Below are 25,896 nucleotides of genomic sequence, written 5' to 3' on the forward strand. Positions count from 1 at the left end.
TCTCGCTGTCCGGAGCGGGGCGGTGGCCCTGCTCTCACGGACCGGTCGACGGGGCGTCGTGCGCCCAAGCGGCGGGGCGGCGGTTCAGCACAGGTGCGGCCGAACGCGGTGCGGCGGAGGCCGCGGCCCTGCGCCGTCGTCGGCCCTGGTCCTCGACCACCTTGCCCTACTCGAAACGCTATCTCGACCTGCGGGGCCGTGTTTTTTATGTTTCCATGACGCTTTCATGGTGCAAACAGACGCCTGACCTGCGTTAACGCAGGAAACCGCATCGTTACACGATCGTGATATTTACCCAAGTGAGGGGATTCACAGGACGGTCATGGGAATCGCCGGCGGCGTGCGCCCCACGGGCACCCTCGCAGCCCGCCGACGGCCACCGTGGGAGCGATACCCCTGGGGGGTTTACATGCGTACCCCATGGGGGTATCGTCGACGTCATGGAGCACACCGCTAGCACGACTCCCCACGGCTACGTCCAAGACAAGGACGCCTACCTCAAGCGCCTCGCGCGCATCGAGGGCCAGGTCCGCGGAATCGCACGCATGGTCGAGAGCGACACCTACTGCATCGACATCCTCACGCAGGTCGCAGCGGTGACGAAGGCCCTGCACGCCGTGAGCATCGGGCTCGTCGGCGACCACCTCGGCCACTGTGTCGTCGACGCCGCCAAACAGTCTGACGAGGCCGGAGCCGCCAAGGTCGCCGAAGCCACCGACGCCATCGCACGCCTGCTCCGCTGAGACGAGGAGACCCACCATGAGCACAACAGAGCCCGTCATCATCGACCTCGCAGTCGGCGGCATGACCTGCGCCTCGTGCGTTGCACGCGTCGAGAAGAAGCTCACGAAGCTTCCCGGCGTCACCGCAACCGTCAATCTGCCCCTCGAATCAGCACACGTGAAGATCGAGGCAGTCGACGGCCAGACGGTCGACGCCGCCGCACTCGTCACCGCCGTCGAGTCCGCAGGCTACACCGCAATCGTGACCCGCACGACGGTCAAGCCCGCCGCGAACCCGGCGCCAGCTCAGGCGCCCCACCCGGCGCCCGACGAGTCAGCGGCCCCACGCCTCGAGACGCCCGCACCCGCCGAAGCACCACGCGTGCCCGCCCCGCACGCAGCCGCACCAGGCCACGACCACGGGTCCGACACCTCCGCGCCCACGCACGACCGTGGGACCGACCTCTTGCGACGCCTGCGCGTCTCAGCGGTTCTCGCCGTGCCCGTCGTCGTCCTGTCGATGATCCCCGCCACACAGTTCGACGGCTGGCAGTGGCTCGTCGCCGCACTCAGCCTCCCCGTCGTCACCTGGGGCGCCTGGCCCTTCCACACCGCAGCGTTCCGCGCCGGACGCCACGGCGCATCGACGATGGACACGCTCGTCTCGCTCGGCGTCATCGCCGCAACGGGCTGGTCCGTGTGGGCGCTGCTCCTCGGAGGCGCAGGCGAGATCGGCATGCGCATGGAGCCGACCCTCGTCCCGCGCGCGGGATCGCACTCGGGGCTTCCCGAGCTCTACCTCGAGGTCGCGGTCGTCGTCACCGTCTTCCTCCTGCTCGGCCGCTACACCGAGCACCGTTCGCGTCGCCGCGCAGGCGATGCCCTCCGCACGCTCCTCGAGCTCGGCGCGACGACCGCGACCCTGCGCGTCGTCGGCTCGGACGGCTCCGTCACCGAGCGTGAGATTCCCGCCTCCGAGCTCAAGGTCGGCGACGAGTTCGTCGTCCGCCCGGGCGGGAAGATCGCGACCGACGGCGTCGTCGTGAGCGGCAGCGCAGCAATCGACACCTCGCTCCTCACCGGCGAGCCGGTTCCGGTCGACGTCACGGTCGACGGCGCCGTCACGGGCGCGACGATCAACACCGACGGCCACCTCGTCGTGCGCGCCACACGCGTGGGCGAAGAGACGACGCTCGCGCAGATCGGGAGGCTCGTCGCCCAGGCCCAGACGGGCAAGGCGCCCGTGCAGCGGCTCGCCGACCGCATCTCGGCGGTCTTCGTGCCGATCGTCCTCGTCATCGCCGCCGTCACCCTCGCGGCATGGCTGCTCATCGGCGGAACGGACGCGGCCAACGTCCAGGCTGCGTTCACCGCAGCCGTGGCCGTCCTCATCATCGCGTGCCCGTGCGCGCTCGGCCTCGCCACTCCGACGGCGCTGCTCGTCGGAACGGGCCGTGCCGCCCAGCTCGGCATCGTCATCAAGGGCCCCGAGACACTCGAGTCCACGCGTCGCATCGACACCGTCGTGCTCGACAAGACGGGCACCGTCACCGCAGGTGCGATGGCCGTCGACCACGTCGTCACGCTCGACGACGCCGTCCCGACCGACGAGGTCCTCGCCTTCGCGGGCGCGATCGAAGGCGGCTCGGAGCACCCCGTCGCCCGCGCGATCGTGCGCGCCGCAGACGAAGCCGCAGGCGCGCCCACGACGGATGCCGCTCTCGGCGCGGACGGCGTCGCCATCGGTTCGCTCCAGGCCCTCGACTTCACGACGACGGCGGGCGGCGGCGTCACCGGGACCGTGCGCACCGCCCACTCAGGGCCGCACCTCTCGCGACGTGTGCTCGTCGGCAAGCCGGCCTGGATCGCGGAGCAGACGGCTGCGGCGTCCGACGCCTCAGTCCGCGCGGCCGACGCCGTGCGCGTCGCGGAGGACTCCGGCGCGACGGCCGTCGTCGTCGCCTGGGACGGGGCCGCTCGCGGCGTCATCGTCCTGCGCGACCCCGTGAAGCCCACGTCGCGCGAGGCGATCACCGAGCTGCGGGCCCTCGGCCTGCGGCCCTACCTCGTCACGGGTGACAACGCAGGCGCGGCCCGCGAGGTCGCCGCCGAGGTGGGGATCGACCCGGCCGACGTCGTCGCCGGGGTGCTGCCCGCGGGCAAGGTCGACGTCGTCCGTCGTCTGCAGGCTGAAGGGCGCGTCGTCGCCGTCGTGGGCGACGGTGTGAACGACGCTGCCGCGCTCGCCCAGGCCGGGACTCGCGGCCTCGGCATGGCGATGGGGACGGGGACCGACGCCGCGATCCAGGCGTCCGACGTCACGCTCGTGCGCGGTGACCTGCGCTCGGCCGCGGCAGCCGTGCGGATCTCGCGGCGGACGCTGCGCATCATCAAGCAGAACCTCTTCTGGGCATTCGCGTACAACGTGGCGGCCATTCCGCTCGCGGCGCTCGGCATGCTCAACCCGATGATCGCGGGTGCCGCGATGGCGGCGAGCTCGGTCATCGTCGTCGGCAACAGCCTGCGCCTCGCCAAGGCGGCCTAGCCTCCCGCGCCGCTCCCGGCGCAGCTCCCTCCGATAGCCGATCCGCACACGACACGTGTGCGGATCGGCTAACGGCCGCGTGCTGCTATAACGGGTCCGTGAGCACTGACGCCGCACCCACGACACCGCCCCGCCCCGACCGGGCCACCCGACTTCGCCTCGGCGTCGAGATCTGGATCGTCCTCGGGCTCTCGCTCGGCCGCTCCGCCATCTACGCGATCGCGAACATCATCGAGCGGCTCAGCGCCGACACGGCCCTCAAGGACCAGGCCGCGTCGATCAACACCTCGCTCTCCCCCCGGCCTTGGGTCGACCTTGCCTACCAGCTGCTGAGCATCGGGTTCACCCTCGTCCCCGTCGCTCTCGCGCTCTACCTGCTCTCCAGCCCCGGCCGGTCGGCACTCGCGCGCCTCGGCCTCGACCGGGCCCGACCGCTGCGCGACCTCGGCTGGGGTGTCGCGCTCGCCGCCGCCATCGGTCTTCCCGGCCTCGGCTTCTACGCGCTCGGACGCGCCGCCGGCATCACCGTCCAGGTGCAGCCCGCCAACCTCGACGCCTACTGGTGGACGGTCCCCGTCCTCATCCTCCACGCGCTCAAGAACGCGCTCCTCGAGGAGATCATCGTCGTCGGCTACCTCATGGAGCGGCTGCGCGAGATGCGGTGGTCCCTACCCGCCATGATCATCGCGTCTTCGGTGCTCCGCGGCTCCTACCACCTCTACCAGGGCATCGGTCCGTTCTTCGGCAACGTCGTCATGGGCATCGTCTTCTGCCTCTTCTACGTCTCGCGGTGGGGCAGGCGACGCACCATGCCGCTCGTCGTCGCGCACACGATCCTCGACATCGTCTCGTTCGTCGGCTGGGCACTCCTCCCGGCAATCGTGCTCGGGGCGCTCGGAGTCCTCTAGGACGCGAAGCGCTGCTCCTTCGGGACAGACAACCTACGACCCAGGGATGATCCTCGCGCACACACCTGGAAAAACTGCCAGGAACGGGCACCGATCACCCCTAGACTCGGGAGCATGCCGAGCAGTCCGAGCCCTTCCGACGTGCCCTCGCACGACGATGCGCCCGCGGCCGCCCCCCTGGCCCGCACGCACGCCATCGGGTCGTACACGCGCAGCAGGCGGCTCACGCCGACGCTGCCCGACGTCGGCGAGCCCGGGCACGTCCGCCTCGTGGACGCCCCGTCCAACCACGTCCGGCGCCCCCAGGACGCCCTCGGCATCATCCTCGCGCTCGTCGGCATCGCACTCGTCCTCCTGCTCACCGTCTTCGCGCACGCGACCACGGTCGGCGTCCAGCAGGACGTTCGAGGCTTCTCACGCCTCCTCGCACAGATCCTCACGCTGCCCGTCGTGCTCCTCGAAGGAGTCGTCACGCTCGGCGTCCCGCTCGTGGTGCTCGGCGAGCTCGCGTGGCGACGACACGGACGCCAGGTCATCGAGTCCCTCACAGCAGCGGGCCTCGGCCTGCTGCTCGCGCTCGTCGCGTACTGGGGGGTGACAACGTTCGGCGCCCAGTCGCTCGTCGCGGGCCTCACGATCAGCGTCAACGAGCAGCCCACCCTCTCCCTGCCCGCCTACGTCGCAGCGATCAGCGGCCTGCTCGTCGGCGCCGGCCCTCGCACCCGCCGCCGCTCCGTCGCGTGGTCGTGGAACGTCCTGTGGTTCACGCTCGGCATCTACCTCGTCACCGGCCAGGTCTCGCTCGCGGGCGTCTTCCTCATGCTCCTCGTCGGGCGCGTCGCGGGCCTCGTCGTCCGCTACGCCTCGGGCGTGCGGTCCGAGCGCGCCCACGGCGCAACCCTCGTCGACGGCGTCCGTCGCGCGGGGTTCGAGCCGACCGCGCTCGTCCGCGTCCGCGACCTCTCCGACCGGCCGCACGACGTCGTGCAGGACATCGTCCCCGACGGCGACGCGTCCGTGCGCCGGTCGGGACCCTGGTGGTCCGGGAGCGCCCTCGGCACCCCGGAGCCGTCCCCGTTCGACGAGGCGACCCTCGCACTCATGCGGTCCTCGGACCACCGCGTCTACTCGATGACGACCGCGGAGCGCGACCGACTCGACGTCGTCGTCCTCGACGGCGAGCGCCAGGTCGTCGGCATGCTCGCGCGGGCATGGCGCTCGCTCCGCATGCGCGGCATCGAGGGCCGTTCAGCGATCTCGCTGCGGCAGATCGCCGAACGCTCCGCGCTCCTGCAGTACTCCGCCCAGGCTGCGGGCGTGCGGACGCCCGAGCTCCTCGGCGTCGCAGCAGCCGACGACTCGATGATCCTCGTCCAGGAGCACATCTCGGGGTCGCTCCCGCTGCGGGACATCCCCGAGCTCGTGCTCGATGACATGACGCTCGCCGAGTGCTGGCGGCAGCTCCTGCGCGCGCACGACGCAGGGCTCGCGCACCGCTCCCTCACCGCGGACGTCGTCCTCGTCGGCCACGACGCCGACGGACAGCCGCAGGTGTGGCTCACGGGCTGGGAGAACGGCGACATCGCGAGCGCCGAGCTCGCCCGTCGCGTCGACCTCACGCAGATGCTCGCTCTGCTCGCGCTGCGCGTGGGCCCCGAGCGCGCGCTCGCGTCGGTCTCGGGGCTCGTGCCCGCCGCCGAGGTCGAGGCGCTCGGCCCGCTCCTGCAGACGATCGCCCTGCCCCGCGGCACGCGCGACGAGATTCGCAGGTCCAAGAGCGACGTGCTCGACCGGCTGCGCGACGAGATCGTCGCCCGCCTGCCCGAGGCGAACGTCGAACCGCTGCGCCTCGTGCGCTTCGGTGTCCGCACGGTCCTCACGGCCGTGCTCGCGATCGTCGCCGTCTCGGTGCTCGTCACGAAGTTCAAGTTTGACCAGATCGCGCAGGCCGTCGCGGACGCCAACCCGTGGTGGGCAGTCACGGCCTTCGCCGTCGGCTGCCTCACGTGGTTCGGCGCGGCGCTCGCCCTCATGGCGTTCTCGCCCGCGCGCCTGTCACTCTGGAAGACGACGCTCACGCAGGTCGCCGCCTCCTACGTGTCGATCGCCGCCCCCGCGGGCATCGGGCCGGCAGCGCTCAACCTTCGCCTGCTCACGCGTGCGGGCACCTCCGGGACGCTCGCAGCGGCGTCCGTCGCGCTCGTCCAGGTCGCGCAGGTCATCGTGACGATCGTCATCCTCGTCATCCTCGCGGCCGCGACGGGTGACGGCGGTCTCCTGCGCCAGCTTCCGTCGGCCGCGGTCCTCGTCGGCCTCGGGGTCCTCGCCGCCCTCATCGCGGGGGTCCTGCTCGTGCCCGCCGTGCGCCGGTGGGCCGGCGCACGCATCGAGCCGATCCTCAACCAGACGTGGCCGCGCCTCTCGACGATCCTCTCCTCGCCCCGCCGCATCGCGATCGGGCTGGCCGGCAATGCGCTCATGTCGCTCGGCTACATCTTCGCGTTCGCGGCCTCTCTCAAGGCATTCGGCCTCGACGTCGCACTCGTCGACGCGTCGGTCATCTACCTGCTCGGCAACACCGCGGGCGCGGCCGTCCCCGTGCCGGGCGGAATCGGCGCTGTCGAGGGCGCGCTCACGCTCGGCCTCCAGCTCACCGCGGGCGTGCTCCCGGCCGTCGGGGCGACCGCGGTCATGCTCTTCCGCGTCATGACGTTCTGGCTGCGCATCCCCATCGGCGCGGTCGCCATGCGGGTCCTCCAGCGCTCAGGCGACCTCTAGCGCCGCTGCGCCCCTGGCCCCGGCCACGCCGGCCCACGCCCCGCACAGACTTCACGCCCCGCACAGGCATGAAGAAAGCCCCTCACCGCGATGCGGTGAGGGGCTTTCCGGTGGTCTTCAGCTCGTGGTGACGAGGGCTCAGCCCTCAACGCTCACGAGGCCGCGCTGCGCGCCCTTGACGAGACGACGCGGGATGCGGACGGTCTGACCGTCGACACGGACCTCGACGAGCTCGGTCGCGGTGGCCTTCCACTGCGAGCGGCGGGCACGGGTGTTTGAGCGGGACATCTTCCGCTTCGGAACTGCCATGATCGTCCTTCGACTCGGGTTGAAACCTTGCTCCGACAAAAGCCAAGGCCCGGGGAGCGGTCATATTTCGCCCCATGCTACGGCCGCGCCGGAACAGGGGTCAAATCACTGGCGATATCACGGACGTAGATCACATCCCGTGAACGACACGACCTCACCCCTCGGACGAGGGGCGAGGTCGTGAACGCCAGGGGCGCTGCGTCAGGCCTGGACGGCCTTCTTGAGCAGCGAGCCAGCCGACAGCTTGACGCCGTAGCCAGCGGGGATCGAGATCTCTTCGCCCGTGCGCGGGTTACGACCCGTGCGCGCAGCGCGCTCGACACGCTCGACGGAGAGGAGGCCCGTGAGCTTCACGGCCTCGCCCTTGCCGAGGGACTCGATGAGAACGTCCTGGAGAGCGGCAACGGCGCGGTCGGCGTCGGCCTTCGTGAGCTCAGCCTTGGCGGCGATGGCCGAGACGAGGTCGGAACGGTTGAGCGACATACGTATCCCTTCATCGGGTCACGGCCCGGCGACGAGGCGTCGGGACGTCAGACTTCTGTGCCCTGCCATATGGCGGGACCGTGGACAATCCTAGGGAATTCTGCCCCGTCCTCCTATCGAGGGCGCCAGCATCGTTCCGCGTGTCACCGTACATCGTTCACAGGCCCTCGTCGCACGCACGACGCGCCCAGGGCCGCAGGATGTCGCGATGTTGACCCATTTTTACGGCGCCTCCGGTTGCGGGCGCTCCAAGATCGGGTCACGCTGGTCACCGTCCACATGCCCCGCAAGGCTTGGCATGACTCGCAAAAGCACCCCCGTCGATCGCGGAAATGGGGCAACGGTCCATGAAGCACGCACTGGCGATTGCGCATGGCTTCGATGCGATTGCGCCCGCGCGACGCTGGGCTGCCGGGCACCTCAAAGAGGCGGGCGTCGACGGCCACCTGCTCGACATCCTCGTGCTGCTCGTGAGCGAGGTCGTGACGAACGCTGTCGCACACGCAACCCCGCCGGTCCTCATGCATCTTGAGGTGTCGAACACGGTCGCGCGTGTCGAGGTCACCGACCAGGCACGCGAAGTGCCCGTCATTCGCCGTCCAGCGCCCACGCAGGGCGGAGGGCGCGGCGTCGGGCTCGTTGACCAGCTGGCGACGCGCTGGGGCGTCGTGTCATCGGACGACAACGGCTACCTCAAGACCGTCTGGTTCGAGGTCGCGCTCCGCACCGTCTAGGGCGCGAGCGCAGCCTTCATCCGTCGGACCGCCTCGGTGACGACATCCGCGTGCGTCGCAAAGTTCACCCGCACGTGGTGCTCGCCGCCGGGACCGAAGAAGAGCCCGTTCGAGAGCCCCACCCGGCCACGCTCGAGAATCTGCTCAGCCGGGTCCTCCCCGGCGTCGTACGCGGACAGGTCGAGCCACGCGAGGAACGTCGCCTCAGGCACGCGCATCCGCGCCCGCGGCAGGTGCTCGGCAACGAGATCGACGAGCAGGTCCCGCGACCGTGTGAGCGCCGGCAGGAGCTCATCGAGCCAGGGGCCGCCGTCGCGGAACGCCGCGGTGTGCGCGACGAGGCTCACGTGGCCGACAGCGTCGAACAGGGTCGACGGGAGCGCCTCAAGCGTCGCGCGGGCCTGCGGGCCCGCAAGGACGATCGCCGACTTGAAGCCCGCGAGGTTCCACGTCTTGGCCGCGCTCAGGACGGAGAGCCCGCGCGGGTCGACCGTGAGATACGGCACGAACTCCGCGCCCGGGTGCACCAGGGGCGCGTGCGCCTCGTCGGACACCACGAGCACGCCGTGGCGCTCCGCTGCCGCGGCAAGCGCAGCGAGCTCGTCGCGCGCGTGCGCGACACCCGTGGGGTTGTGCGGGTTGGCGAGCAGCATGAGGGCGCGGCGGCCGCCCCTCGTCGCGGCGGCGAACGCCACCTCGAGGGCGGGCACGTCGAGCCGGCCGGCCTCGTCGAGCGCGACCGGGACCACCTCACGCCCGAGCGCGCGCGGGTGGCCGAAGAACGGGCCGTAGACGGGCGAGGCGACGATGACCTGCTCACCCGGGTCCGTCGCCACCTGGATGACGGCGTCGAGGCCCGACATGATGTCGGGCACGACGCGCGACAGGTCGATGTCGACCTCCCAGCCCCAGCGGGCTGCAGCAAAGGCCGCGAGCGCCTCGACGTAGCCCGGCGCGTGGGGCGGGTACCCGGTGTCGCTGCTCGCCATGAGGTCGGTGACCGCGCGCACGACGGGTTCCGCGAGCGGCACGTCCATCTCGGCGACCCACAGCGGCAGGACGTCAGGCTCATAACGACGCCACTTGAGGCTCGTCCGCTCGCGGAGGCGGGCCGGGTCCAGGGAGTTCAGCAGGTCGGTCACATCGCTGACGCTACCCGCTGGGCGATGATGAGCCAGTGACTTCTCGTATTCGCCTCATCGCCTCGGACGTCGACGGCACGCTCCTCACGCCCGACCACCGCATCACCCCTGCCGTGCGCGCCGCCGTGCGTCGCGCGACCGACGCGGGCGTGACCGTCGTCCTCGCCTCGGCCCGCGGCCCCGAGGCGTTCCGGCACATCGTCCAGGAGCTCGGGCTGCCACCCTTCGCGGACGCGCCGTCGGAGGACCCCCTCGCCGGCGCCTTCGTGTCGTTCCAGGGAGCGGTCGTCGGGCACCTGCTCGCGGACGGCACGCTCGACGTCCTCCACGAGACGCGCCTCGACCTCGAGATCGCGCGCACGGTCGTGCGCACCGTCATCGACGCGGGGCACGTCGCCAACTGGTACGACGGCGCCGACTGGCTCCCGTCGCGCTGGGACGAGCAGGGTGAGCACGAGGCGCGCGCGACGGGTGTGGAGCCGACGGGCTTCATCGGGGACGCCCAGCTGCTCGACGCGAGCGCGCGCGCACCGCACAAGCTCATGGTTCCGCCGTGCTCGTGGGACCCGACGCTCGTGCCGCGCATCGCGGCCGCACTGCCGGCCGGCTGCAGCGGGTTCCTCTCGGGTGAGCACTATCTCGAGATCGTTGCCGAGGGCGTGGACAAGTCGACGGGTCTGGTCCAGCTCGCGGGTGATCTCGGCGTCGGGCCTGAGGCCATGGCCGCAATCGGCGACGGCCCCAACGACCTGGGCATGTTTGCGCACGTCGGGACGTCGATCGCGATGGCGAATGCATCCGATGCGGTCAAGGCCGCAGCCACGTGGGTGACAGGGTCGAACCTCGACGACGGGCTCGCGGTGGCGATCGACCGCCTCCTCGCCTCCAACGGCTAGCGGCGCGGGCGCAGGCGTCGTCCAGCCTGGGAGGATGACGTATGCCATCGGGGAGCTCCATCGTCTTCATCGGACCCGCAGCGACAGGGAAGTCAACCATCGGTGGACTCCTTGCCTCAGCGCTCGGGCGCACGCTGGTCGACGCTGACGAGGTGGGCGACCGCTACTACGCCGAGGTCGGCTGGAGCATCGACCGGCTCGTCGAACGCATCGCAGACGTGGGTCGTGTGGCCGCCGAGCGGGAGTGGGAGGCCGCCCGGGCCCATGCCGTCGCACGCATCATCGAGGACTACCCGGGCGCGGTCATCGCGCTCGGAGCGGGCCACGCGTCGTACACGGACGCGGAGTGTCACTCGGCGGTTCGCGACGCGCTGAGCGTCGTGCCCCACGTCATCCTCCTCCTGCCCTCTCTCAACCGCGCCGAAGCCCTGCACGAACTGCGCACTCGCTCACGTGAGAGCAAGGGAACCGACTGGGTGCGCGATGGCCACGACTTTCTCGCCGAGTGGTTCGACGACCCCGGAACACGGGCGCTCGCGACCATGACGGTCGTGACGGGCCACGAGTCCCCCGCTCACACCGTGAGTCGTCTTCGCACACTCCTCGTCTGATCGCCCGCGTCGTGCAGGCTGGGAGGATGGGGGCGTGAGCATCGTCGACGATCCCGCACGGGGCGACGCATCGTCGCCGCCGCTGCCGTCGACCGTCGCGGGTACGACGATCCACGAGCTGGTCATCAAGAAGTCGCGCTTCATCACGCGACTCGTCCACGTGACGTCGGTCGACGAGGCCGACGCCGTCATCGCAGCCATCCGCAAGGAGTTCTGGGACGCGCGGCACCACTGCGTCGCGATGGTCCTCGGCACGCACGCCGACCAGCAACGCTCCAACGACGACGGTGAGCCCTCGGGAACCGCCGGCATCCCCATGCTCGAGGTGCTGCGCCACCGCCATGTCACCGACGTCGTCGCCGTCGTCACGCGCTACTTCGGAGGGGTACTGCTCGGCGCAGGTGGGCTCGTGCGCGCGTACTCCGGAGCCGTCGCCGAGACGCTCGACGTCGCCCCGATCATCCGACGTGAAGAGCTCGTCGAGCTCGCGCTGCCCGTTCCGTTCGCGGAGGCCGGGCGCGTCGAGCACGTCGTGAGGACGTGGCTCGCGGCGCACGACGGCGTGCTCGCGGGCGTCGACTACGACGCCGAGGCCCTCTTCACGGTGCTCATTCCACCCCGCCTTCTCAGCGGCTTCACGGCCGAGCTGGCGGCCGCGACGTCGGGCACGGTTGAGCCCCTCGAGCGTGGCCGCCGCATCGCCGACGTACCGGTCTAGCACCGCAGGAGCCGGGCGGGGCGCGCCCGGCCCGTCAGCCCTCGCACCACGCGGTCCGCGCGAGGTGCGCGCCCGCGCGCTCAAGCCAGTACGCCGGGTCCGCAAGCGCTGCCTCGAGGGATCCCGCCTCACTCACCAGGTCGACGACCACGCCTCCCACCTGCTGACACATCCGCTCTCTGCGATCGACGTCGTCGCCCGCGAGCGCGTCGGCCACGCCGGGCTCAGCCGAGCCGACGACGAACCCCACCGGGAGGCCAGCCGCCCGCGCACGCCGCGCAACCTCTGCCGGAGCCTTGCCCGCGAGCGACTGCGCATCGAGACGCCCCTCCCCCGTGAGGACGAGATCGGCTCCCGCCAGGTGCGCGTCGAGCCCCACGGCGTCGGCGATCGCCGCCGCCCCCTGCACGAGCCGAGCTCCCCACGCGACGAGCCCGAACGCGGTCCCACCCGCAGCCCCGACCCCCGCCCTGCCCGACGTTCCACACGGCACCTCGCCCGACGCCTCCAGCAGGTCCGACCAGCGCCCGAGAGCCGCGTCGAGCAGGGCGACGTCGTCGGGTGTGGCTCCCTTCTGCGGCCCGAAGACGGCCGCTGCGCCCGCCGGGCCGCACAGGGGGCTCGTCACGTCACCCCAGACCTCGACACCGTCGGGCGGCAACGCCACGAGCTCGGCGAGCTCGACCGACGCGGCACGCGCGAGGCCACGACCACCGTCGGGCACGTCTTGGCCCGACGCGTCACGGACACGCGCGCCAAGCGCACGCAGAAGCCCGAGGCCCCCGTCGGTCGACGCACTGCCGCCGAGCGTCACGACGAGTCGGCGCGGCCGCGCTGCGAGCGCCGCCCGCACCACCTCCCCCACACCCCGGGTGTGCGCGTCGAGCGGGAGGGGTCGGTCAAGGAGCGTGAGGCCGCTCGCGCACGCCAGCTCGACAACCGCGGTCCCGTCCGGGAGCGCAAGCCACGCGGCCCTCACCGTGCGATCGTCGGGGCCCGTGACCGTCACCGGGCGGCGCACCGCGGCCGGGACCGCGCGCTCGAGCGCATCGAGCGTGCCCTCACCGCCGTCGGCCATGGGCAGCTCGACGCACACGTCGTCCGGCCGCACCGCACCCCAGCCGCGCGCGATCGCGGCCGCAACACCGACCGCGCCGAGCGAACCCTTGAACGAGTCCGGCGCGACGACGACGCGCCTCACCACGGGTCGGACCGCCGCGTCACGGGGTGGAAGCGCGAGCCCCACCGGCGCGTCACCTCGACCCCGAGCACCTGTGCGACGAGGTTCGTCCGAGCGCGCGTCAGCTCGGCGACGCGAAACGCCTCGTCGTCGTCGTCAGCCGTGAACCGCACCGTCACGCGCGGCAGGCCACGGACGATCCCGACGTCCCACGCCTCAACCTCGGTGAGCTCGCGCGCCCCCGCGACGGCGGCGGGAAGCACCTGGTCGGGCGTGCGCCCCACGCGCATCTCACCGATCGGCAGGACAACGCGGTACGTAGGCACGCCACCACCCTAGGTGCGCACGGCGCACGCCGTCGGAGCACCATGGCCGGCGACTCAGCACGGCCGGGGAGGGAAATAACCTTGGGGCGTGCGCCGTTGGGGTGAGGCAATGTGATGTGCCCCCTCCGACGGCACCCCCAGCCCCACCCGTCTGCCCCCTTGGGCGCCCCGTGCCCCGCCGACCGAAGGACACCCGTGCGCAGCACACCCTCGCCCTCCCGCCCCGACGCCGCAGCCGACGCCGCGCCACACCCGGTCGCGGACACTGCCGCAGCCGTGTCGACAGGCTCGACGCCCCGCAGCCAAGGCGTCATCTGGCTCCTGCTCGCGGCCGCGTTCGTCGTCATCCTCAACGAGACGATCATGGGCGTCGCGATCCCGCACCTCATGACCGACCTCAGCATCGACGCCGTCGCAGCCCAATGGCTCACCACCGCGTTCATGCTCACGATGGCCGTCGTCATCCCCGTCACCGGCTACCTGCTGGAGCGCGTGACGACCCGCACCCTGTTCATCGCGGCCATGTCACTGTTCTCGACCGGCACGCTCGTCGCCGCGCTCGCACCCGGCTTCCCCGTCCTGCTCGGGGCACGCGTCGTCCAGGCGTCGGGCACCGCGATCATGATGCCCCTGCTCATGACGACGATCATGACGCTCGTCGCCCCCGAACGACGCGGCCGCCTCATGGGCCGCATCTCGATCGTCATGTCCGTCGCGCCCGCGATCGGCCCCACCATCTCGGGCCTCGTGCTCAAGTACCTCACGTGGCGCTGGATGTTCCTCATCGTTCTGCCCATCGCACTCGCGATGCTCGCGATCGGCGCCCGTCACGTGACGAACGTCGGCGAGACCCGCAAGGCCCCGCTCGACCCCCTCTCGATCGTGCTCGCCGCACTCGGGTTCGGCGGCCTCGTCTACGGGCTGTCGCTCGTCGGCGGTGAGGGCACGGGGGACACGGCCGCCGCGCACGCGGCCCAGGGCCGCGCGATGGTTCTCGCGCTGAGCGTCGGCGGGGCCGCACTCGTCGCGTTCGTCGTCCGCCAGCTGCTGCGGCAGCGGACGAACTCCGCGCTGCTCGACCTGCGTCCCTTCCGCTCTCGCAACTTCGCCGTCTCGATCGGGCTCATGACGGTGCTCATGGCGGTCCTCTTCGGCACGATCATCCTGCTGCCGCTCTTCATGCAGCGGTCCCTCGGTCTCGACACCCTGCAGTCGGGGCTCGTGCTCCTGCCCGGATCGCTGCTCATGGGCCTGTGCGGCCCGATCGTCGGCCGCGCGTACGACCGCTTCGGGCCGCGCCCGCTCGTCGTTCCCGGGGTGACGATCGTGTCGGCCGTCCTGTGGTCGCTCACCCAGGTGACCGAGACGACCCCGACGGCCCTTCTCGTCACCGCGCACGTGACGCTCTCGTTCGGGCTCGCGCTCACGTTCACCCCGCTGTTCACGTCGTCGCTCGGGTCGGTCGAGCCGCGGCTGTACTCGCACGGATCAGCGATCCTCGGAACCGTGCAGCAGGTCGCCGGTGCCATCGGCACGGCCGTCTTCGTCACGCTCATGGCGTCCGGCGCGGCTGCGATGCTGGCCGACGGGGCGACCGAGACGGTGGCGACGGCTGCCGGCGTGCGGTCCGCGTTCCTCGTCGGCGCGATCGTCTCGCTCGGAGCCGTCGGGCTCTCGCTCTTCGTGCGTCGGCCCGACCTGACGGGACCAGCCGCGCCGCCCGTCCACTAGCACGCGGTGCCGGGCCCGCACGGGCCCGGCACTCGGGGCGCCAGGGGTCTCAGCCCGTGCACGACGCGGACGACGGTCGTAGCGTGGAGATCCCCCGAGGGAAGGACCATCATGAGCACGCCTGCCCTGCGTCCCGGCGTCGTCGCCTGGATCGACATCTCGACGACCGACTTCGACGCAACCCGCCCCTTCTACGAGTCCGTGCTCGGCTGGCGGATCGTCGATGCGGGCGAGGAGAGCGACCACTACCAGCTCGTGTACGTCGGCGACCGCCTCGTCGCCGGCCTCATGCCCGTGACGCCCGAGTCCGACACGATGATCCCCGGCGCTCGCAACACGTGGACCGTCACGCTCGCGGTCACCGACATCGAGGCAGCAGTCGCACGCGCCCGCGCCGAGGGAGCGACGATCCACCACGAGCCCATGACGTTGCCCGACGGCCCCGTCCTCGCGTTCATCGCCGACCCGTCCGGCGTCGACGTGGGCCTCATGCAGATCGCCGAGGGCTCGACACAGACGTTCGACGGCACCACGGCGGGAAGCCCCGCCTGGGCCGAGCTCTGGTCGAACGACTACGCACGCGCTCGCGACTTCTACACGCGCGTCGTCGGGTGGGACCTCAACGACGACATGGTCTCCGACACGTTCCGCTACGCCCGACACATGAGCGACGGCGAGCCCGCGCTCGCGCTCGTCGACGCGACGCTCGAGGACTCCGTCGACGGCGGCCGCTGGCACGTGTACTTCAAGGTCGACGACGTCGACGAGGCTCTCGCCCGCGTCACCGCAGCGGGCGGCACGGCAGTCTCAGGAGTCGATGACACGCCGTTCGGACGTCTCGCCGTCGTCACCGACCCGACCGGAGCGATCTTCCGGCTCGTGTCCTAGCGCTGCCCGGGGGCACCTCGGTGCCCCCGTCGTGCCGGGCAGTCCCCGGCGCCTAGGACTCCGCGTGCCGCGCGAACGCCTGCGCGAGGTCCTGGCCCTGCAGGCCTGAGGCGAGAAGCAGCATGAGCAGGAGCCGGGCCTTCGACGCGGTGAGGTTGCCCCCGGGCAGGACGCCCCGCTCGAGCAGGTCGACCTCGCCACCCTCGTACCCGTACGTGCGCGTGAACACGGGCCCGGCACCCGTGCGCGAGCACAGGACGACGGGCATCGTCTGGGCCGTCAGAGCGACCGCGTCGACAGCCGCAGCCGGAACATGCCCCGCACCCATGGCGACGAGCACGACCCCGTCATAGCCCGCGTCGGCCAGCGCTGGCAGGACCGCGAGGTCGTCGCCGAGACCGGCAGCCACGGTCGCCACACGCGCAGGCGGACCCTCGGGCACCTCGAACGGCGGCAACGGCCGCGGCACACCACCGATGCGCACGCGCCCTTCCGCGACGATCCCGACGGGGCCGTACGGCTCGGAGGTAAAGGCATCGACCCGAAACGTCGACGTCTTCGTCACCCAGCGGGCCGCATGGAGACGGTCGGCGAACGCGACGACCACACCCTTGCCCCGCAGGGCGGGGCTCGCCGCGGCGCGCAGCGCGGCGACGACGTTCGCGGCCCCGTCCGGGCCGGGGGCGGTGCGGTCGCGCATCGCTCCTGTCACGACGACGGGAACCTCGTCAGCCGCCCCGACGAGGTCGAGCGCGTACGCCGTCTCTTCAATCGAGTCGGTCCCCTGGGCGACGACGACACCGTCGACCCCCTCACCCTCCTCGACAAGCTCTGTGATGCGTGCGGCAAGCTCGCGCAGGTCACCGATCGTCAACGACACCGACGGCACCATGCGGACCTCGACGGGCACGACCGTGATCCCCGGCAAGAACCGTTCGACCTCGCGCACGAACGTGCTCGCACCCGACACCGGGACGACCGCACCGCCACCCGCGTCAGGGCCCGGCGACGCGTCACCGTCGAGCGGCTCGGAGCTGATCGTCCCGCCAAGAGTCACCAGTGCGATCCTCATGGCTCCATCCTCGCGCGCCGCAGCCCGCGGGCAGCGACGGCACGACGGGACGCGCCGTCGAACAACCGGCGTCACACCGCGCCGCCCGCCCCGCCCGCACCGCCGGGGCGATCACGCTCACCCCCGGGCCGTGAGCACCTCGACGAGCGCCGAGCGCAGCGCAGGCTCGAGGCCCAGCGCCTCGATGTGGGCCAGCCGCACCGCGAGCGGGCGGTCCGACGTCGCGACATCCATGACCCGGCTCTTGAGGTCGTACTCGATGCGCGCCTCGTCGAGCAGCTCGAAGACGAGACGACCCGCATCATTGCCCGCGAGCGCGACGCCGCCGTGCGCGGGCTGCAGGGTGATCGTCAGCCGCGCGTCGGCCGGGACGTCGGCGACCCGCACCCCCAGGCCCGTCGCCCCCGTCTCACCGGGCAGCGGCGCGAACGCGTCGACGTGCACGCCGGCGGGGCGGCCGTCGACCGTCGCCGTCGCCGTCCCACCCCAGCCGAGGTCGACCGCGGGCAGGAGGACCGTCCACGTGCGGACGTCGGGCGCCGACGTGCGCGCGGCCGCCGCGTCACCACGCGTGGCAACCGGCCCGACCGTCAACGTGCCCGACGCCTGCTCCCAGCGCAGGGGCGTGACGAGCGTCGGCACGTCCGTCGGACCAGCGGGCCCCGGGACGGACCCGTCGTCCTCGAGGAGGTCGAACGCACCGTCTGCACCCGCGACGACGACGACCTCGAGGTCGCGCGGCGCTTCGGCACCGTTCGCGGGAACGTGCGCGCCGTCGAGCGGGACGACCGCACCCGGCGCCGCGAGCACGGGCACCGACGCGAGACCACGCCACAGGACGATCTCGCGGCCACCGTCGTACACGACGCCGGTGAGGACGTCGACCCAGGTACCGTCGGGCAACCACGCGCGCACCGACGCCCGGCCCGCACGACGGTCCGCGGGCTGCGTCACCGGCGCAACGAGCAGCTCGGTCCCGAAGCGGAACTGGTTCGGCACCCGGTACGCCTCGGGGTCCTCCGGATGCTCCCAGTACATGGGCTCGACGAGCGGAGAGCCGAGCGCAGCCCTGTGGTTCATCGTGTGCAGGTACGGGACGAGCCGGTGCCGCAGCCGCAGGAATGCCGTCTGAACACGCTGGGCCTCAGCCCCGAACGCCCACGGCTCCTTGTGCGTGAACGGGTTGTTGCCCGAGTGCAGGCGCATGATCGGCGACAGGACGCCGAGCTGCACCCAGCGCGTCGCCAGCTCGTCGTCCTTGACCCCGTGCATGTGCCCACCCACGTCATGGCTCCACCAGCCGTAACCGATGTTCGACGCCGACGCCGTGAAGTACGGCTGGAAGTCGAGCGAGGCCCACGTGATCGCCGTGTCCCCGCTGAACCCCACGGGATAGCGGTGCGAGCCCGGCCCCGCGTAGCGGGAGAACGTCAACGGGCGGCGCTCGCGGCCCCGGCGACGGTCCGCGTTGTCGAGGAAGTGGACATGGTTGAGCATCCACAGCGGGTCGATCCCGGCGACGCGCGAGTGCGGGCCCGACTGCCAGTCGAGCCACCACAGGTCGACGCCGTCGCGCTCGAGACCGCGATGGAGGACGTCGAGGTACGCCTCGAGGAACGCCCTGTCGGTGACGTCGAACTGGATGGGCGCCTCGTCGCCCGTCGCACGGCCCAGGGCCGCCGCCATCTCGGGGTAGGCGTCCTCGAACGCGCGCACGCCGTCGGCCGGGTGGACGTTGAGCGTGACGCGCAGCCCGTGCTCGTGCAACCACGCGAGGAACGCGGGCGGGTCCGGGAACAGGTCGCGGTTCCACGAGTAGCCCGTCCAGCCCGAGCCGAAGCGCGCGGGCACGTCGACGACATGCCAGTCCATGTCGATGACGGACACCGAGAAAGGGATGCCCTCGGCCGTGAACCGCTCCATGAGCTCGCGGTAGCCGTCGGCCGTGTACGGGAAGTAGCGCGACCACCACGAGCCGAGCGCAAACCTCGGCAGGAGCGGCGTCGGCCCCGAGACGCGATAGAGGTCGCGGACCGCACCCCGGTAGTCGTGGCCGTAGGCAAAGACGTAGAGGTCGGTCGCGCCCGCAGGGCGGGGCGCGACCCAGCCGTCGTCCGTGAGCAGGAGCGTCCCGGAGTCGTCGAGCGCGACGACTCCCGTCTGCGAGACAACACCGTCCTCGAGCTCGACCGCCCCGTCAGCCGTGTCGAGCGTGCGGGCCGTGCCCGCAAGACGCACGAGACCCGCCGAGTTGCCCTCGCGATCCCACCGTGGCTGCTCAGGCCGCCACACCGACTCGTACGCCGTGAGACCACCGAGCGCCTCGACCGAGAGACCGGACGTCGTGAGCGGACCCTTGTCATACGTGAGGCGCAGCCGGGCGGTGACGATCTCGACGTGCGTCCCCGTGTCGTGCACCGTGAAGTCTGCGACCGGCAGGTCCCGGTGGAGCGCGAACGCGGAGGCGCGATCCTCGACGTGCCCGTCGGGTGCGTGCTCGATGCGGACGAGCGCGTCGGTGAGGACCGTGATGCGCCAGGTGTCACCGGCAACGACCGCGCCGGGGAGCGCGACGGGGGAAGTCGGGATCTGACGGAGTCCGGTCTCGGGAAGCATGCCTCATCTTCGCCCCACACGGCAGCGCATGGGTAGGCTCGTGCGGTGCCTGTGACCCTTCGCCCGTGGACGCCCGACGACGCAGCCGCCCTCATGGCCGCCCGCGCAGGCGACGCCGACCTCGACAAGCAGTTCGGCGGATCCGGTCCGCGCACGCTCGCAGAACACGCGGCGTTCATCGTCGCTGAGATGTGCGTCGAGCCGTCCTCGCAGGTGAGCCTCGCGATCGATGTCGACGGGGTCGCCGTCGGCAACGTCGGCGTGGGAGCGATCGAGATGCGCCACAACACGGGCTGGATGCACTACTGGACAGCGCCCGGCGCGCGCGGGGCCGGACTCGCGACGCGCGCGTGCGCGAGCCTCGCGCGCTACGCGTTCGACCACCTCGGCGTCCACCGGCTCGAGCTCGGCCACCGCGTCAACAACCCCGCCTCGTGCCGCGTCGCCGCACGCGCCGGATTCAGCGCCGAGGGCCTCGAGCGGCACAAGCTGCGCTACGGGGCCGAGCGTTTCGACGTCGAGACCCACGCGCGTCTCGCAACCGACCCCGACCCCGCGATCGATCTCCTCCTCATCCGGCTCTAGCCTCTGCCACCAGTGGGAGGATGGACGCATGCTCCTCGACGACCACATCGACGACTTCGCGTCCTTCATCTCTGCCTCCCCCTCGTCGTTCCACACCGTGGCCGAGGCCGCGCGCCGGCTCGACGCCGCGGGCTTCACCCGCCTCGCAGAGACCGACGACTGGGCTCCTGACGCCCTCGCCCGCGCCTACGTCGTGCGCGAAGGCGCGATCATCGCGTGGGTGCGTCCCGCGAACGCCACGCCGACGAGCCCCTTCCGGATCCTCGGCGCCCACACCGACTCCCCCGGCCTCAAGGCCAAGCCCGACCCGCGCCTGCGCGCGCACGGCTGGAACCAGGTGGCCGTCGAGGTCTACGGCGGGCCGCTGCTCAACAGCTGGCTCGACCGTGAGCTCGAGCTCGCCGGCCGCCTCGTCACACGCGACGGCTCCGAGCACCTCGTGCGCACAGGTCCGTACCTGCGGGTCCCCCAGCTCGCCGTCCACCTCGACCGGGGCGCGAACGACGGGCTCACGCTCGACAAGCAGCGCCACACGCAGCCCGTCATGGGCGTCGTCGGCGACGGCGTCTCCTCCGAGGTCGAGATCCTCACCCACCTCGCCGCGCTCGCCGGGCTCACGGCGGACGACGTCGTCGGGCACGACCTCATCACGGTCGACACGACCCCGCCGCAGCGGTTCGGCGCGGGCGACGCGCTCTTCGCCGCCCCGCGCATGGACAACCTCACCTCCGTCCACGCGGCCCTCGTCGCCCTGCTCGAGGCGCCCGCGGATGCAGCGCACACGAGCGTGCTCGCGGCCTTCGACCACGAGGAGATCGGCTCGGAGACGCGCTCGGGAGCCTGCGGGCCCTTCCTCGAGGACGTGCTCGTGCGGCTCTCGGGAGGCACGGCGACCGAGCTGCGTCGCGCCTACGCGGCCTCGTGGCACGTCTCGAGCGACGTCGGGCACTCGATCCACCCCAACTACGCCGAACGCCACGACCCGACGCACCACCCGCTCGCGGGCGGCGGCCCCCTGCTCAAGGTCAACGCGAACCAGCGGTACGCGACCGACGGCCCGGGCGCGGCCCTCTGGACCCGCTGCTGCGAGGCCGCGGGGACGACGGCTCAGCCGTTCGTCTCGAACAACACCGTGCCGTGCGGCTCGACGACCGGGCCGCTCACCGCGACCCGGCTCGGCATCCGCACGGTCGACGTGGGCGCTCCGCTGCTCTCGATGCACTCGGCGCGCGAGCTCATCCACGTGCGCGACCCGCACGCGCTCTCGGGCGCGATCTCAGCGTTCTACGCGGGCGCGTAGCCGAGCCGTCACACGGACGACGACGGTCGCCGCGCTCGTGCGCGGCGACCGTCGTCGACTCCCGGACCGCACCCGGGGCGTACCCGCGGCGTCAGGTCACTCCGGGGCGTCAGGTCACTCCGGGGCGGGCAGGAGCCAGGCCCGGTGGACGACGAAGTCGAGCGTCACCGCATCACCCTCGGCGAGGATCGACTCGGTGCTCGGGTCAGGCACGACGACGACGACCGTCCCGTACTCGGTCTCAACCTCGTACTCGACGTGCTCGCCGTAGAACACCGCTGACAGCACGCGCCCATGGTCACCGACGACGTCGACCGCGCGGTCCGTGACGTCGACGGGCGCGATCCGCATGGACTCGGGCCGCACAAGAAGCGTCACGCGCTCCCCCACGATGCAGCCCGGGTGCGCCGCAACCTCCACGTCACGGCCCAGGACCCGCACGCGCGCTCGCGCCCGGCCGTCCGCGCCCTGGGTCACCGTCACCGCATCGGCGTCGAGGAAATTGGCGCGGCCGATGAAGTCGGCAACGAAGACGGAGGCGGGGTGACGGTAGATCTCGTCCGGCGTCGCCGCCTGCTCGATCCGTCCCTGGTTCATGACGACGATCCGGTCCGACATGCTCATCGCCTCGGACTGGTCGTGCGTCACGTAGACCGACGTGATGCCGAGGCGCTTCTGCAGGCGGCGGATCTCGAGCCGCATCTGCACGCGCAGCTTCGCGTCAAGGTTCGACAGCGGCTCGTCGAAGAGCAGCACCTTGGGCTTCATCACCATGGCGCGGGCGAGCGCAACACGCTGCTGCTGACCACCCGAGAGCTGGTTGGGCGCGCGACCCGCGAGCGCCAAGAGGTTCATCGACGTGAGCGCCAGGTCGACCTCCTCGGCAAGACGGTCCGCGGGGAGCCGCCGGAGCTTGAGGCCGTAGGCGACGTTCTCCCGCACCGAGAGGTGCGGGAAGAGGGCGTAGGACTGGAAGACCATCGCCATGGGCCGCTTGTTCGGCGGCTGCACGACGATGTCCTCGTCGTCGAGGTAGATGTGGCCGCTCGTCGGCTCCTCGAAGCCCGCGATCATGCGGAGCGTCGTCGTCTTGCCGCAGCCCGACGGGCCGAGCAGCGTGACGAACTCCCCCGGCTCGATGTCGAGCTCGAGGTCGTCGACCGCGCGCACCGTGCCGTCGCCCTGCCCGAACTCCTTGACGATGTCGGTGAGGCGGAGCCGACCGATCTCGCCCTCGCGGGCGAAAGCCTCGGTCTCGGCGGTGGCGAGCGTCTCCATGGCGGACTCCTTGACGGTCGAGCGGGCGCGGCGGGTGCGGCGCGAGTCAGGTGCGGGGTCGAGGGCGCTCACAGCGCACCTCCGGGCAGGACAGGGGCGGCAGTGCGGCGGCCCGCCCGGCCGCGGGCAGCGAGGTTGAGCAGCCCGATCACTGTCATGACGATGACGATGAGGATCGTGCAGAACGCGAAGGCATTGCCGAACCGTCCCGCATCAACCTCGGAGAGGATCTGCGACGTCATGATCTTCGTCTGGGGCGTCGTGATGAAGATGATCGGCGAGAGCGTCGTCATCGACCGCGCGAACGCATACGTGAGCCCCGAGAGCAGGGCGGGCTTGATGAGCGGGAGCGTCACCTTGCGGAACGTCGTCACACCGCCGGCGCCGAGCGAGGCCGAGGCCTCGTCGATCGCGGTGTCGATCTGCTGGAGCGCGGCAACACCCGACCGTTGAGCGGACGGCATCGACCGGATGATGTACACCATGATGATCGCGACCGCGCCACCGAAGATCGCCGCGCCACCCGCGAAGGCTGGCAGGATCATGCGATTGCCGATGATCCACGGCTGGTTGAACGCGAGCGCGTAGCCGATCCCGACGACCGTGCCGGGAACAGCGAGCCCGAGCATGCCCGCGAAGTCGAGCAAGCCACGGCCGCGCTTGAGCTTGCGCACGACAAGCCAGGCGATGAGCATGCCGAGAACCGCCGCGATCGGGGTCGCGATGAGCGCGAGGACCGTCGTGTCGATCATCGCGTCGTTGCCGATCCCGCCGAGCACGTAGCGGTAGTTGTCGAGCGAGAACGTGTTGTTGACGCCCAAGATCTTGGTGAACCCGCCGATGATGACGGTGGCATAGATGACGACGATGAACGCACCGATCGCGAACGCGACGACGAGCAGCGGGACCCGCGCCCATCCTTCGATCTCACGGTGACGGCCCGTCGGCTTGCCCGTGACGGAGACGACGGAGTGCCGCTGCGACCAGAACCGCTGGACGAGGAACACGAGAACGGCCGGGAGCAGCAGGATGACGGAGTAGGCGGCTCCCGAGGCGACGTCGTACTCACCCGTGATCGCGATGTAGGCCCGCGAGGACAAGACCGTGAAGTCGCCACCGATGACGAGGGGGTTGGCAAGGTCGGCGATCGTCTCGACGAAGAGCAAGAGGAACGACGAGGCAAAGCCGGGCACGAGCATGGGCAGCGTGACCGACGTGAAGATCTTCCAGCGCGAGGCGCCCATGCCCGAAGCAGCCTCGTCGAGCGCCGGGTCGAGGCTCTTGAGCATGCCGAGGAAGTTCATGTACGCGACGGGGAAGAACGACAGCGCGAGCACGATCGTCAGGCCCGGCAGACCGTAGACGTTCGTGTCGAGCCCGAGCCACTGGTGCGTGATGATGCCGGAGCGGCCGAAGAGCGTGATGACCGCGGTCGCGACCGCGAACGGTGGCGAGACGATCGGCATGAGCGCGAGCAGGTGAAGCGCACGCTTGCCACGGAACTTCATGCGCGCCTGGGCGTAGGCGAGGGCAAAGCCGATGAGGGTGCCGATGGCGCCGACGACGACGCCGAGCAGGACCGTGTTGCTGATGATCGTGCGGTGCACGGACGACGTGAACATCTTGCCCGCGACCTCGAGGCCGGCCGCCGAGAACGCTGTCGAGAAGATCTTGACGAGCGGCAGACCGATGAGCACGACAAGGACGAGCGAGACGAGGACGACAACGACGGTCGTCGGGACGTCGCGCCGCGTACGGGACCTCGTGCGCACCTTGTCAGCGGGTGGCTGCGCGACGGGCGGGTCGAGCGTCTGGACGGGCATGGCTTCCTCCGTGCGGCACGGCCGCGGCGTTCGAGGCGGGGGGCGGGCGACGTGGCGCTCGCGGGGGATCGACGGGTCTGGCCCGGGCGCACACGGCGCCCGGGCCGACCACGTCACTCCTTGGGTGCGGAGGCGATCTCTTCGTCGAACCGCGTCGTCAGCTCCTTCTTCGCGGCCGCGGCGGCCGTGAAGTCGTAGTCGACGAGGTTGACGTCAGCGAGCGTCACCATGCGCTCGTCGACCTTGGCGTCCGGGTGGGTGAGGACCTGGAACGACCCGACGGTCGGGCCGTTGTCCTGCGCCTCAGCGGTGAGCGTCCAGTCGATGTACTTCTTGGCCGCCTCAGCGTGCTTCGAGCCCTTGATGAGCGCGACGCCACCGATCTCATAGCCCGTGCCGTCCTCCGGGAACGAGACAACGAGGTCGCTCATGCCCTCTTCCTTGTACTTCACGCAGTCGTGCGAGAAGACGAGACCGACGGCGACCTCGCCGCGGCCCGCAGTCTGGCCGGGCGCGGTGCCGGACTTGGAGTACTGGAGGATGTTGTTGTGGAGCTTGGCCATGTACTCCATGCCCTGGTCCTCGCCGCCCAGGCGCGTCACCTGGGTCCACAGGGTCGTGAACGCCGTGCCCGACGTCGAGGGGTGGGCAGAGGAGACGTTCTTCGACAGCTTGGGGTCGAGCAGGTCATCCCACGACGTCGGGGCGGCGACGCCGATCTTGTCGAGGACCTTCTGGTTCGAGCAGAACCCGAGCACGCCGACATACACGCCGGTCCAGTAGCCGTCGGCGTCCTTGTACTTGTCGGGGATCGCGTCCCGGTTGGGGGACTTGTAGGCGTCGATGAGGTCCGCGTTCTTCGCGGCCCCGAAGCCGTCGACCGGTCCGCCGTGCCACACGTCGAACTCGGGCGACGCCTTGGCCGCCTCGAGACGCGCGACCGTCTCACCCGACGAGAGCCGGACGAAGCTCGCCTTGATGCCTGTCTTCGCCGTGAACGACTCGGTCATCTTCTGGCACCAGTCCTCCATGGCGCCGCACGCGATCGTGATGGGCCCGTCAGCGGAACCTTGCGCGCCCTCGTCGACCGAGCAGGCGGTCACCCCCAGCGACAGCGCGAGCAGGCCCGTGATGGCCGCTGCCTTCCTGATGCTCATGAGTGCTCCTTTGCACTTCGAGACCGGCGGCGCCGACCTCAGCGTCAGCACCCTTCCCTCGCCACGGTAGGTCGCCCAGGAGCGGCCGCGGGTC

22 protein-coding genes are annotated in these 25,896 nt (G+C 71.2%); 12 read left to right on the plus strand and 10 right to left on the minus strand.

Annotation, left to right across the window (positions count from 1 at the left end):
* The first annotated feature begins 440 nt into the window (after window positions 1–440).
* The 4 genes from ACTVCO_RS00125 (at window position 441) to ACTVCO_RS00140 (ending at window position 6,953) form a co-directional block, all read left to right on the plus strand.
* Window positions 441–743 (plus strand): metal-sensitive transcriptional regulator, encoded by a 303-nt coding sequence (locus ACTVCO_RS00125; RefSeq protein ID WP_443726356.1) that lies wholly within the window; start codon window positions 441–443, stop codon window positions 741–743.
* Window positions 744–759: 16 nt separating this feature from the next.
* Window positions 760–3,267, plus strand: coding sequence for a heavy metal translocating P-type ATPase (locus ACTVCO_RS00130; protein WP_443726357.1), 2,508 nt, complete (start codon window positions 760–762; stop codon window positions 3,265–3,267).
* A gap of 98 nt (window positions 3,268–3,365) precedes the next feature.
* Window positions 3,366–4,175, plus strand: a complete 810-nt coding sequence (locus ACTVCO_RS00135) for a CPBP family intramembrane glutamic endopeptidase (RefSeq protein ID WP_443726358.1) — start codon at window positions 3,366–3,368, stop codon at window positions 4,173–4,175.
* Window positions 4,176–4,289: 114 nt separating this feature from the next.
* Complete coding sequence (locus ACTVCO_RS00140) at window positions 4,290–6,953, plus strand: lysylphosphatidylglycerol synthase domain-containing protein (protein WP_443726359.1); 2,664 nt, start codon at window positions 4,290–4,292, stop codon at window positions 6,951–6,953.
* Window positions 6,954–7,091: 138 nt separating this feature from the next.
* Here ACTVCO_RS00140 and rpmF read toward each other — a convergent pair whose 3' ends face one another.
* On the minus strand, window positions 7,092–7,262 hold the full coding sequence (rpmF, locus tag ACTVCO_RS00145) for a 50S ribosomal protein L32 (protein WP_102509854.1): 171 nt from the start codon (window positions 7,260–7,262) through the stop codon (window positions 7,092–7,094).
* A gap of 201 nt (window positions 7,263–7,463) precedes the next feature.
* Window positions 7,464–7,745, minus strand: coding sequence for an HU family DNA-binding protein (locus ACTVCO_RS00150; RefSeq protein WP_443726360.1), 282 nt, complete (start codon window positions 7,743–7,745; stop codon window positions 7,464–7,466).
* 347 nt (window positions 7,746–8,092) lie between these two features.
* Here ACTVCO_RS00150 and ACTVCO_RS00155 point away from each other — a divergent pair, with 347 nt between their 5' ends.
* Complete coding sequence (locus ACTVCO_RS00155; RefSeq protein ID WP_443726361.1) at window positions 8,093–8,479, plus strand: ATP-binding protein; 387 nt, start codon at window positions 8,093–8,095, stop codon at window positions 8,477–8,479.
* On the opposite strand, the gene ACTVCO_RS00160 is transcribed toward ACTVCO_RS00155, so the two are convergent.
* Window positions 8,476–9,621 carry a MalY/PatB family protein gene (locus ACTVCO_RS00160; protein WP_443726362.1) on the minus strand — a complete coding sequence of 382 codons (1,146 nt, stop codon included), beginning with the start codon at window positions 9,619–9,621 and terminating at the stop codon, window positions 8,476–8,478. The genes ACTVCO_RS00155 and ACTVCO_RS00160 overlap by 4 nt on opposite strands.
* Window positions 9,622–9,656: 35 nt before the next feature.
* Here ACTVCO_RS00160 and ACTVCO_RS00165 point away from each other — a divergent pair, with 35 nt between their 5' ends.
* The 3 genes from ACTVCO_RS00165 to ACTVCO_RS00175 are packed head-to-tail and all read left to right on the plus strand — an operon-like array spanning window position 9,657 to window position 11,846.
* Complete coding sequence (locus tag ACTVCO_RS00165; protein WP_443726363.1) at window positions 9,657–10,517, plus strand: Cof-type HAD-IIB family hydrolase; 861 nt, start codon at window positions 9,657–9,659, stop codon at window positions 10,515–10,517.
* Between the two features lie 41 nt (window positions 10,518–10,558).
* A complete protein-coding gene (locus ACTVCO_RS00170) occupies window positions 10,559–11,128 on the plus strand; it encodes a shikimate kinase (RefSeq protein ID WP_443726364.1) in 570 nt (189 codons plus the stop codon).
* Between the two features lie 34 nt (window positions 11,129–11,162).
* A complete protein-coding gene (locus tag ACTVCO_RS00175) occupies window positions 11,163–11,846 on the plus strand; it encodes a YigZ family protein (RefSeq protein ID WP_443726365.1) in 684 nt (227 codons plus the stop codon).
* Window positions 11,847–11,880: 34 nt separating this feature from the next.
* Here ACTVCO_RS00175 and ACTVCO_RS00180 read toward each other — a convergent pair whose 3' ends face one another.
* Together ACTVCO_RS00180 and ACTVCO_RS00185 are read right to left on the minus strand one after the other, a co-directional pair.
* Window positions 11,881–13,047, minus strand: a complete 1,167-nt coding sequence (locus ACTVCO_RS00180; RefSeq protein ID WP_443727125.1) for a glycerate kinase — start codon at window positions 13,045–13,047, stop codon at window positions 11,881–11,883.
* Window positions 13,044–13,352: a hypothetical protein gene (locus ACTVCO_RS00185; protein WP_443726366.1), complete on the minus strand. Its 309-nt coding sequence runs from the start codon at window positions 13,350–13,352 to the stop codon at window positions 13,044–13,046. The genes ACTVCO_RS00180 and ACTVCO_RS00185 overlap by 4 nt, the downstream gene beginning before the upstream one ends.
* A gap of 114 nt (window positions 13,353–13,466) precedes the next feature.
* Between ACTVCO_RS00185 and ACTVCO_RS00190 the strand changes: the two genes are divergently transcribed.
* The gene (locus tag ACTVCO_RS00190; protein ID WP_443726367.1) at window positions 13,467–15,083 is read left to right on the plus strand and encodes an MDR family MFS transporter; all 1,617 of its coding nucleotides are present in this window, start codon (window positions 13,467–13,469) and stop codon (window positions 15,081–15,083) included.
* Window positions 15,084–15,194: 111 nt separating this feature from the next.
* Window positions 15,195–15,971: a VOC family protein gene (locus ACTVCO_RS00195; protein ID WP_443726368.1), complete on the plus strand. Its 777-nt coding sequence runs from the start codon at window positions 15,195–15,197 to the stop codon at window positions 15,969–15,971.
* Window positions 15,972–16,023: 52 nt separating this feature from the next.
* Here ACTVCO_RS00195 and ACTVCO_RS00200 read toward each other — a convergent pair whose 3' ends face one another.
* Together ACTVCO_RS00200 and ACTVCO_RS00205 are read right to left on the minus strand one after the other, a co-directional pair.
* A complete protein-coding gene (locus tag ACTVCO_RS00200) occupies window positions 16,024–17,043 on the minus strand; it encodes an asparaginase (protein WP_443726369.1) in 1,020 nt (339 codons plus the stop codon).
* A 117-nt stretch (window positions 17,044–17,160) separates the two neighbouring features.
* Window positions 17,161–19,659, minus strand: a complete 2,499-nt coding sequence (locus ACTVCO_RS00205) for a TIM-barrel domain-containing protein (protein WP_443726370.1) — start codon at window positions 19,657–19,659, stop codon at window positions 17,161–17,163.
* Between the two features lie 45 nt (window positions 19,660–19,704).
* On the opposite strand from ACTVCO_RS00205, the gene ACTVCO_RS00210 reads away from it, so the two are divergent.
* Both ACTVCO_RS00210 and ACTVCO_RS00215 read left to right on the plus strand, forming a co-directional pair.
* Complete coding sequence (locus ACTVCO_RS00210) at window positions 19,705–20,244, plus strand: GNAT family N-acetyltransferase (protein ID WP_443726371.1); 540 nt, start codon at window positions 19,705–19,707, stop codon at window positions 20,242–20,244.
* A 28-nt stretch (window positions 20,245–20,272) separates the two neighbouring features.
* The gene (locus ACTVCO_RS00215) at window positions 20,273–21,544 is read left to right on the plus strand and encodes a M18 family aminopeptidase (protein ID WP_443726372.1); all 1,272 of its coding nucleotides are present in this window, start codon (window positions 20,273–20,275) and stop codon (window positions 21,542–21,544) included.
* 114 nt (window positions 21,545–21,658) lie between these two features.
* Here ACTVCO_RS00215 and ACTVCO_RS00220 read toward each other — a convergent pair whose 3' ends face one another.
* The 3 genes from ACTVCO_RS00220 to ACTVCO_RS00230 form a co-directional block, all read right to left on the minus strand.
* Complete coding sequence (locus ACTVCO_RS00220; protein ID WP_443726373.1) at window positions 21,659–22,894, minus strand: ABC transporter ATP-binding protein; 1,236 nt, start codon at window positions 22,892–22,894, stop codon at window positions 21,659–21,661.
* Window positions 22,891–24,645, minus strand: coding sequence for an ABC transporter permease (locus tag ACTVCO_RS00225; protein WP_443726374.1), 1,755 nt, complete (start codon window positions 24,643–24,645; stop codon window positions 22,891–22,893). The genes ACTVCO_RS00220 and ACTVCO_RS00225 overlap by 4 nt, the downstream gene beginning before the upstream one ends.
* Window positions 24,646–24,758: 113 nt before the next feature.
* Complete coding sequence (locus ACTVCO_RS00230; protein ID WP_443726375.1) at window positions 24,759–25,802, minus strand: ABC transporter substrate-binding protein; 1,044 nt, start codon at window positions 25,800–25,802, stop codon at window positions 24,759–24,761.
* Window positions 25,803–25,896: the final 94 nt, after the last annotated feature.

The organism is Sanguibacter sp. A247 (genome assembly GCF_052324925.1).
GTDB lineage: Bacteria > Actinomycetota > Actinomycetes > Actinomycetales > Cellulomonadaceae > Flavimobilis.

Bases quoted from the DNA above. Each gene is read 5' to 3' on its own strand.
- ACTVCO_RS00205 (WP_443726370.1), bottom strand. From the start codon at position 19,659: ATGCTTCCCGAGACCGGACTCCGTCAGATCCCGACTTCCCCCGTCGCG.
- ACTVCO_RS00150 (WP_443726360.1), bottom strand. From the start codon at position 7,745: ATGTCGCTCAACCGTTCCGACCTCGTCTCGGCCATCGCCGCCAAGGCT.
- ACTVCO_RS00225 (WP_443726374.1), bottom strand. From the start codon at position 24,645: ATGCCCGTCCAGACGCTCGACCCGCCCGTCGCGCAGCCACCCGCTGAC.
- ACTVCO_RS00190 (WP_443726367.1), top strand. From the start codon at position 13,467: ATGTGCCCCCTCCGACGGCACCCCCAGCCCCACCCGTCTGCCCCCTTG.
- ACTVCO_RS00200 (WP_443726369.1), bottom strand. From the start codon at position 17,043: ATGAGGATCGCACTGGTGACTCTTGGCGGGACGATCAGCTCCGAGCCG.
- ACTVCO_RS00170 (WP_443726364.1), top strand. From the start codon at position 10,559: ATGCCATCGGGGAGCTCCATCGTCTTCATCGGACCCGCAGCGACAGGG.
- ACTVCO_RS00155 (WP_443726361.1), top strand. From the start codon at position 8,093: ATGAAGCACGCACTGGCGATTGCGCATGGCTTCGATGCGATTGCGCCC.
- ACTVCO_RS00215 (WP_443726372.1), top strand. From the start codon at position 20,273: ATGCTCCTCGACGACCACATCGACGACTTCGCGTCCTTCATCTCTGCC.
- rpmF (WP_102509854.1), bottom strand. From the start codon at position 7,262: ATGGCAGTTCCGAAGCGGAAGATGTCCCGCTCAAACACCCGTGCCCGC.
- ACTVCO_RS00140 (WP_443726359.1), top strand. From the start codon at position 4,290: ATGCCGAGCAGTCCGAGCCCTTCCGACGTGCCCTCGCACGACGATGCG.
- ACTVCO_RS00130 (WP_443726357.1), top strand. From the start codon at position 760: ATGAGCACAACAGAGCCCGTCATCATCGACCTCGCAGTCGGCGGCATG.
- ACTVCO_RS00195 (WP_443726368.1), top strand. From the start codon at position 15,195: ATGAGCACGCCTGCCCTGCGTCCCGGCGTCGTCGCCTGGATCGACATC.
- ACTVCO_RS00230 (WP_443726375.1), bottom strand. From the start codon at position 25,802: ATGAGCATCAGGAAGGCAGCGGCCATCACGGGCCTGCTCGCGCTGTCG.
- ACTVCO_RS00125 (WP_443726356.1), top strand. From the start codon at position 441: ATGGAGCACACCGCTAGCACGACTCCCCACGGCTACGTCCAAGACAAG.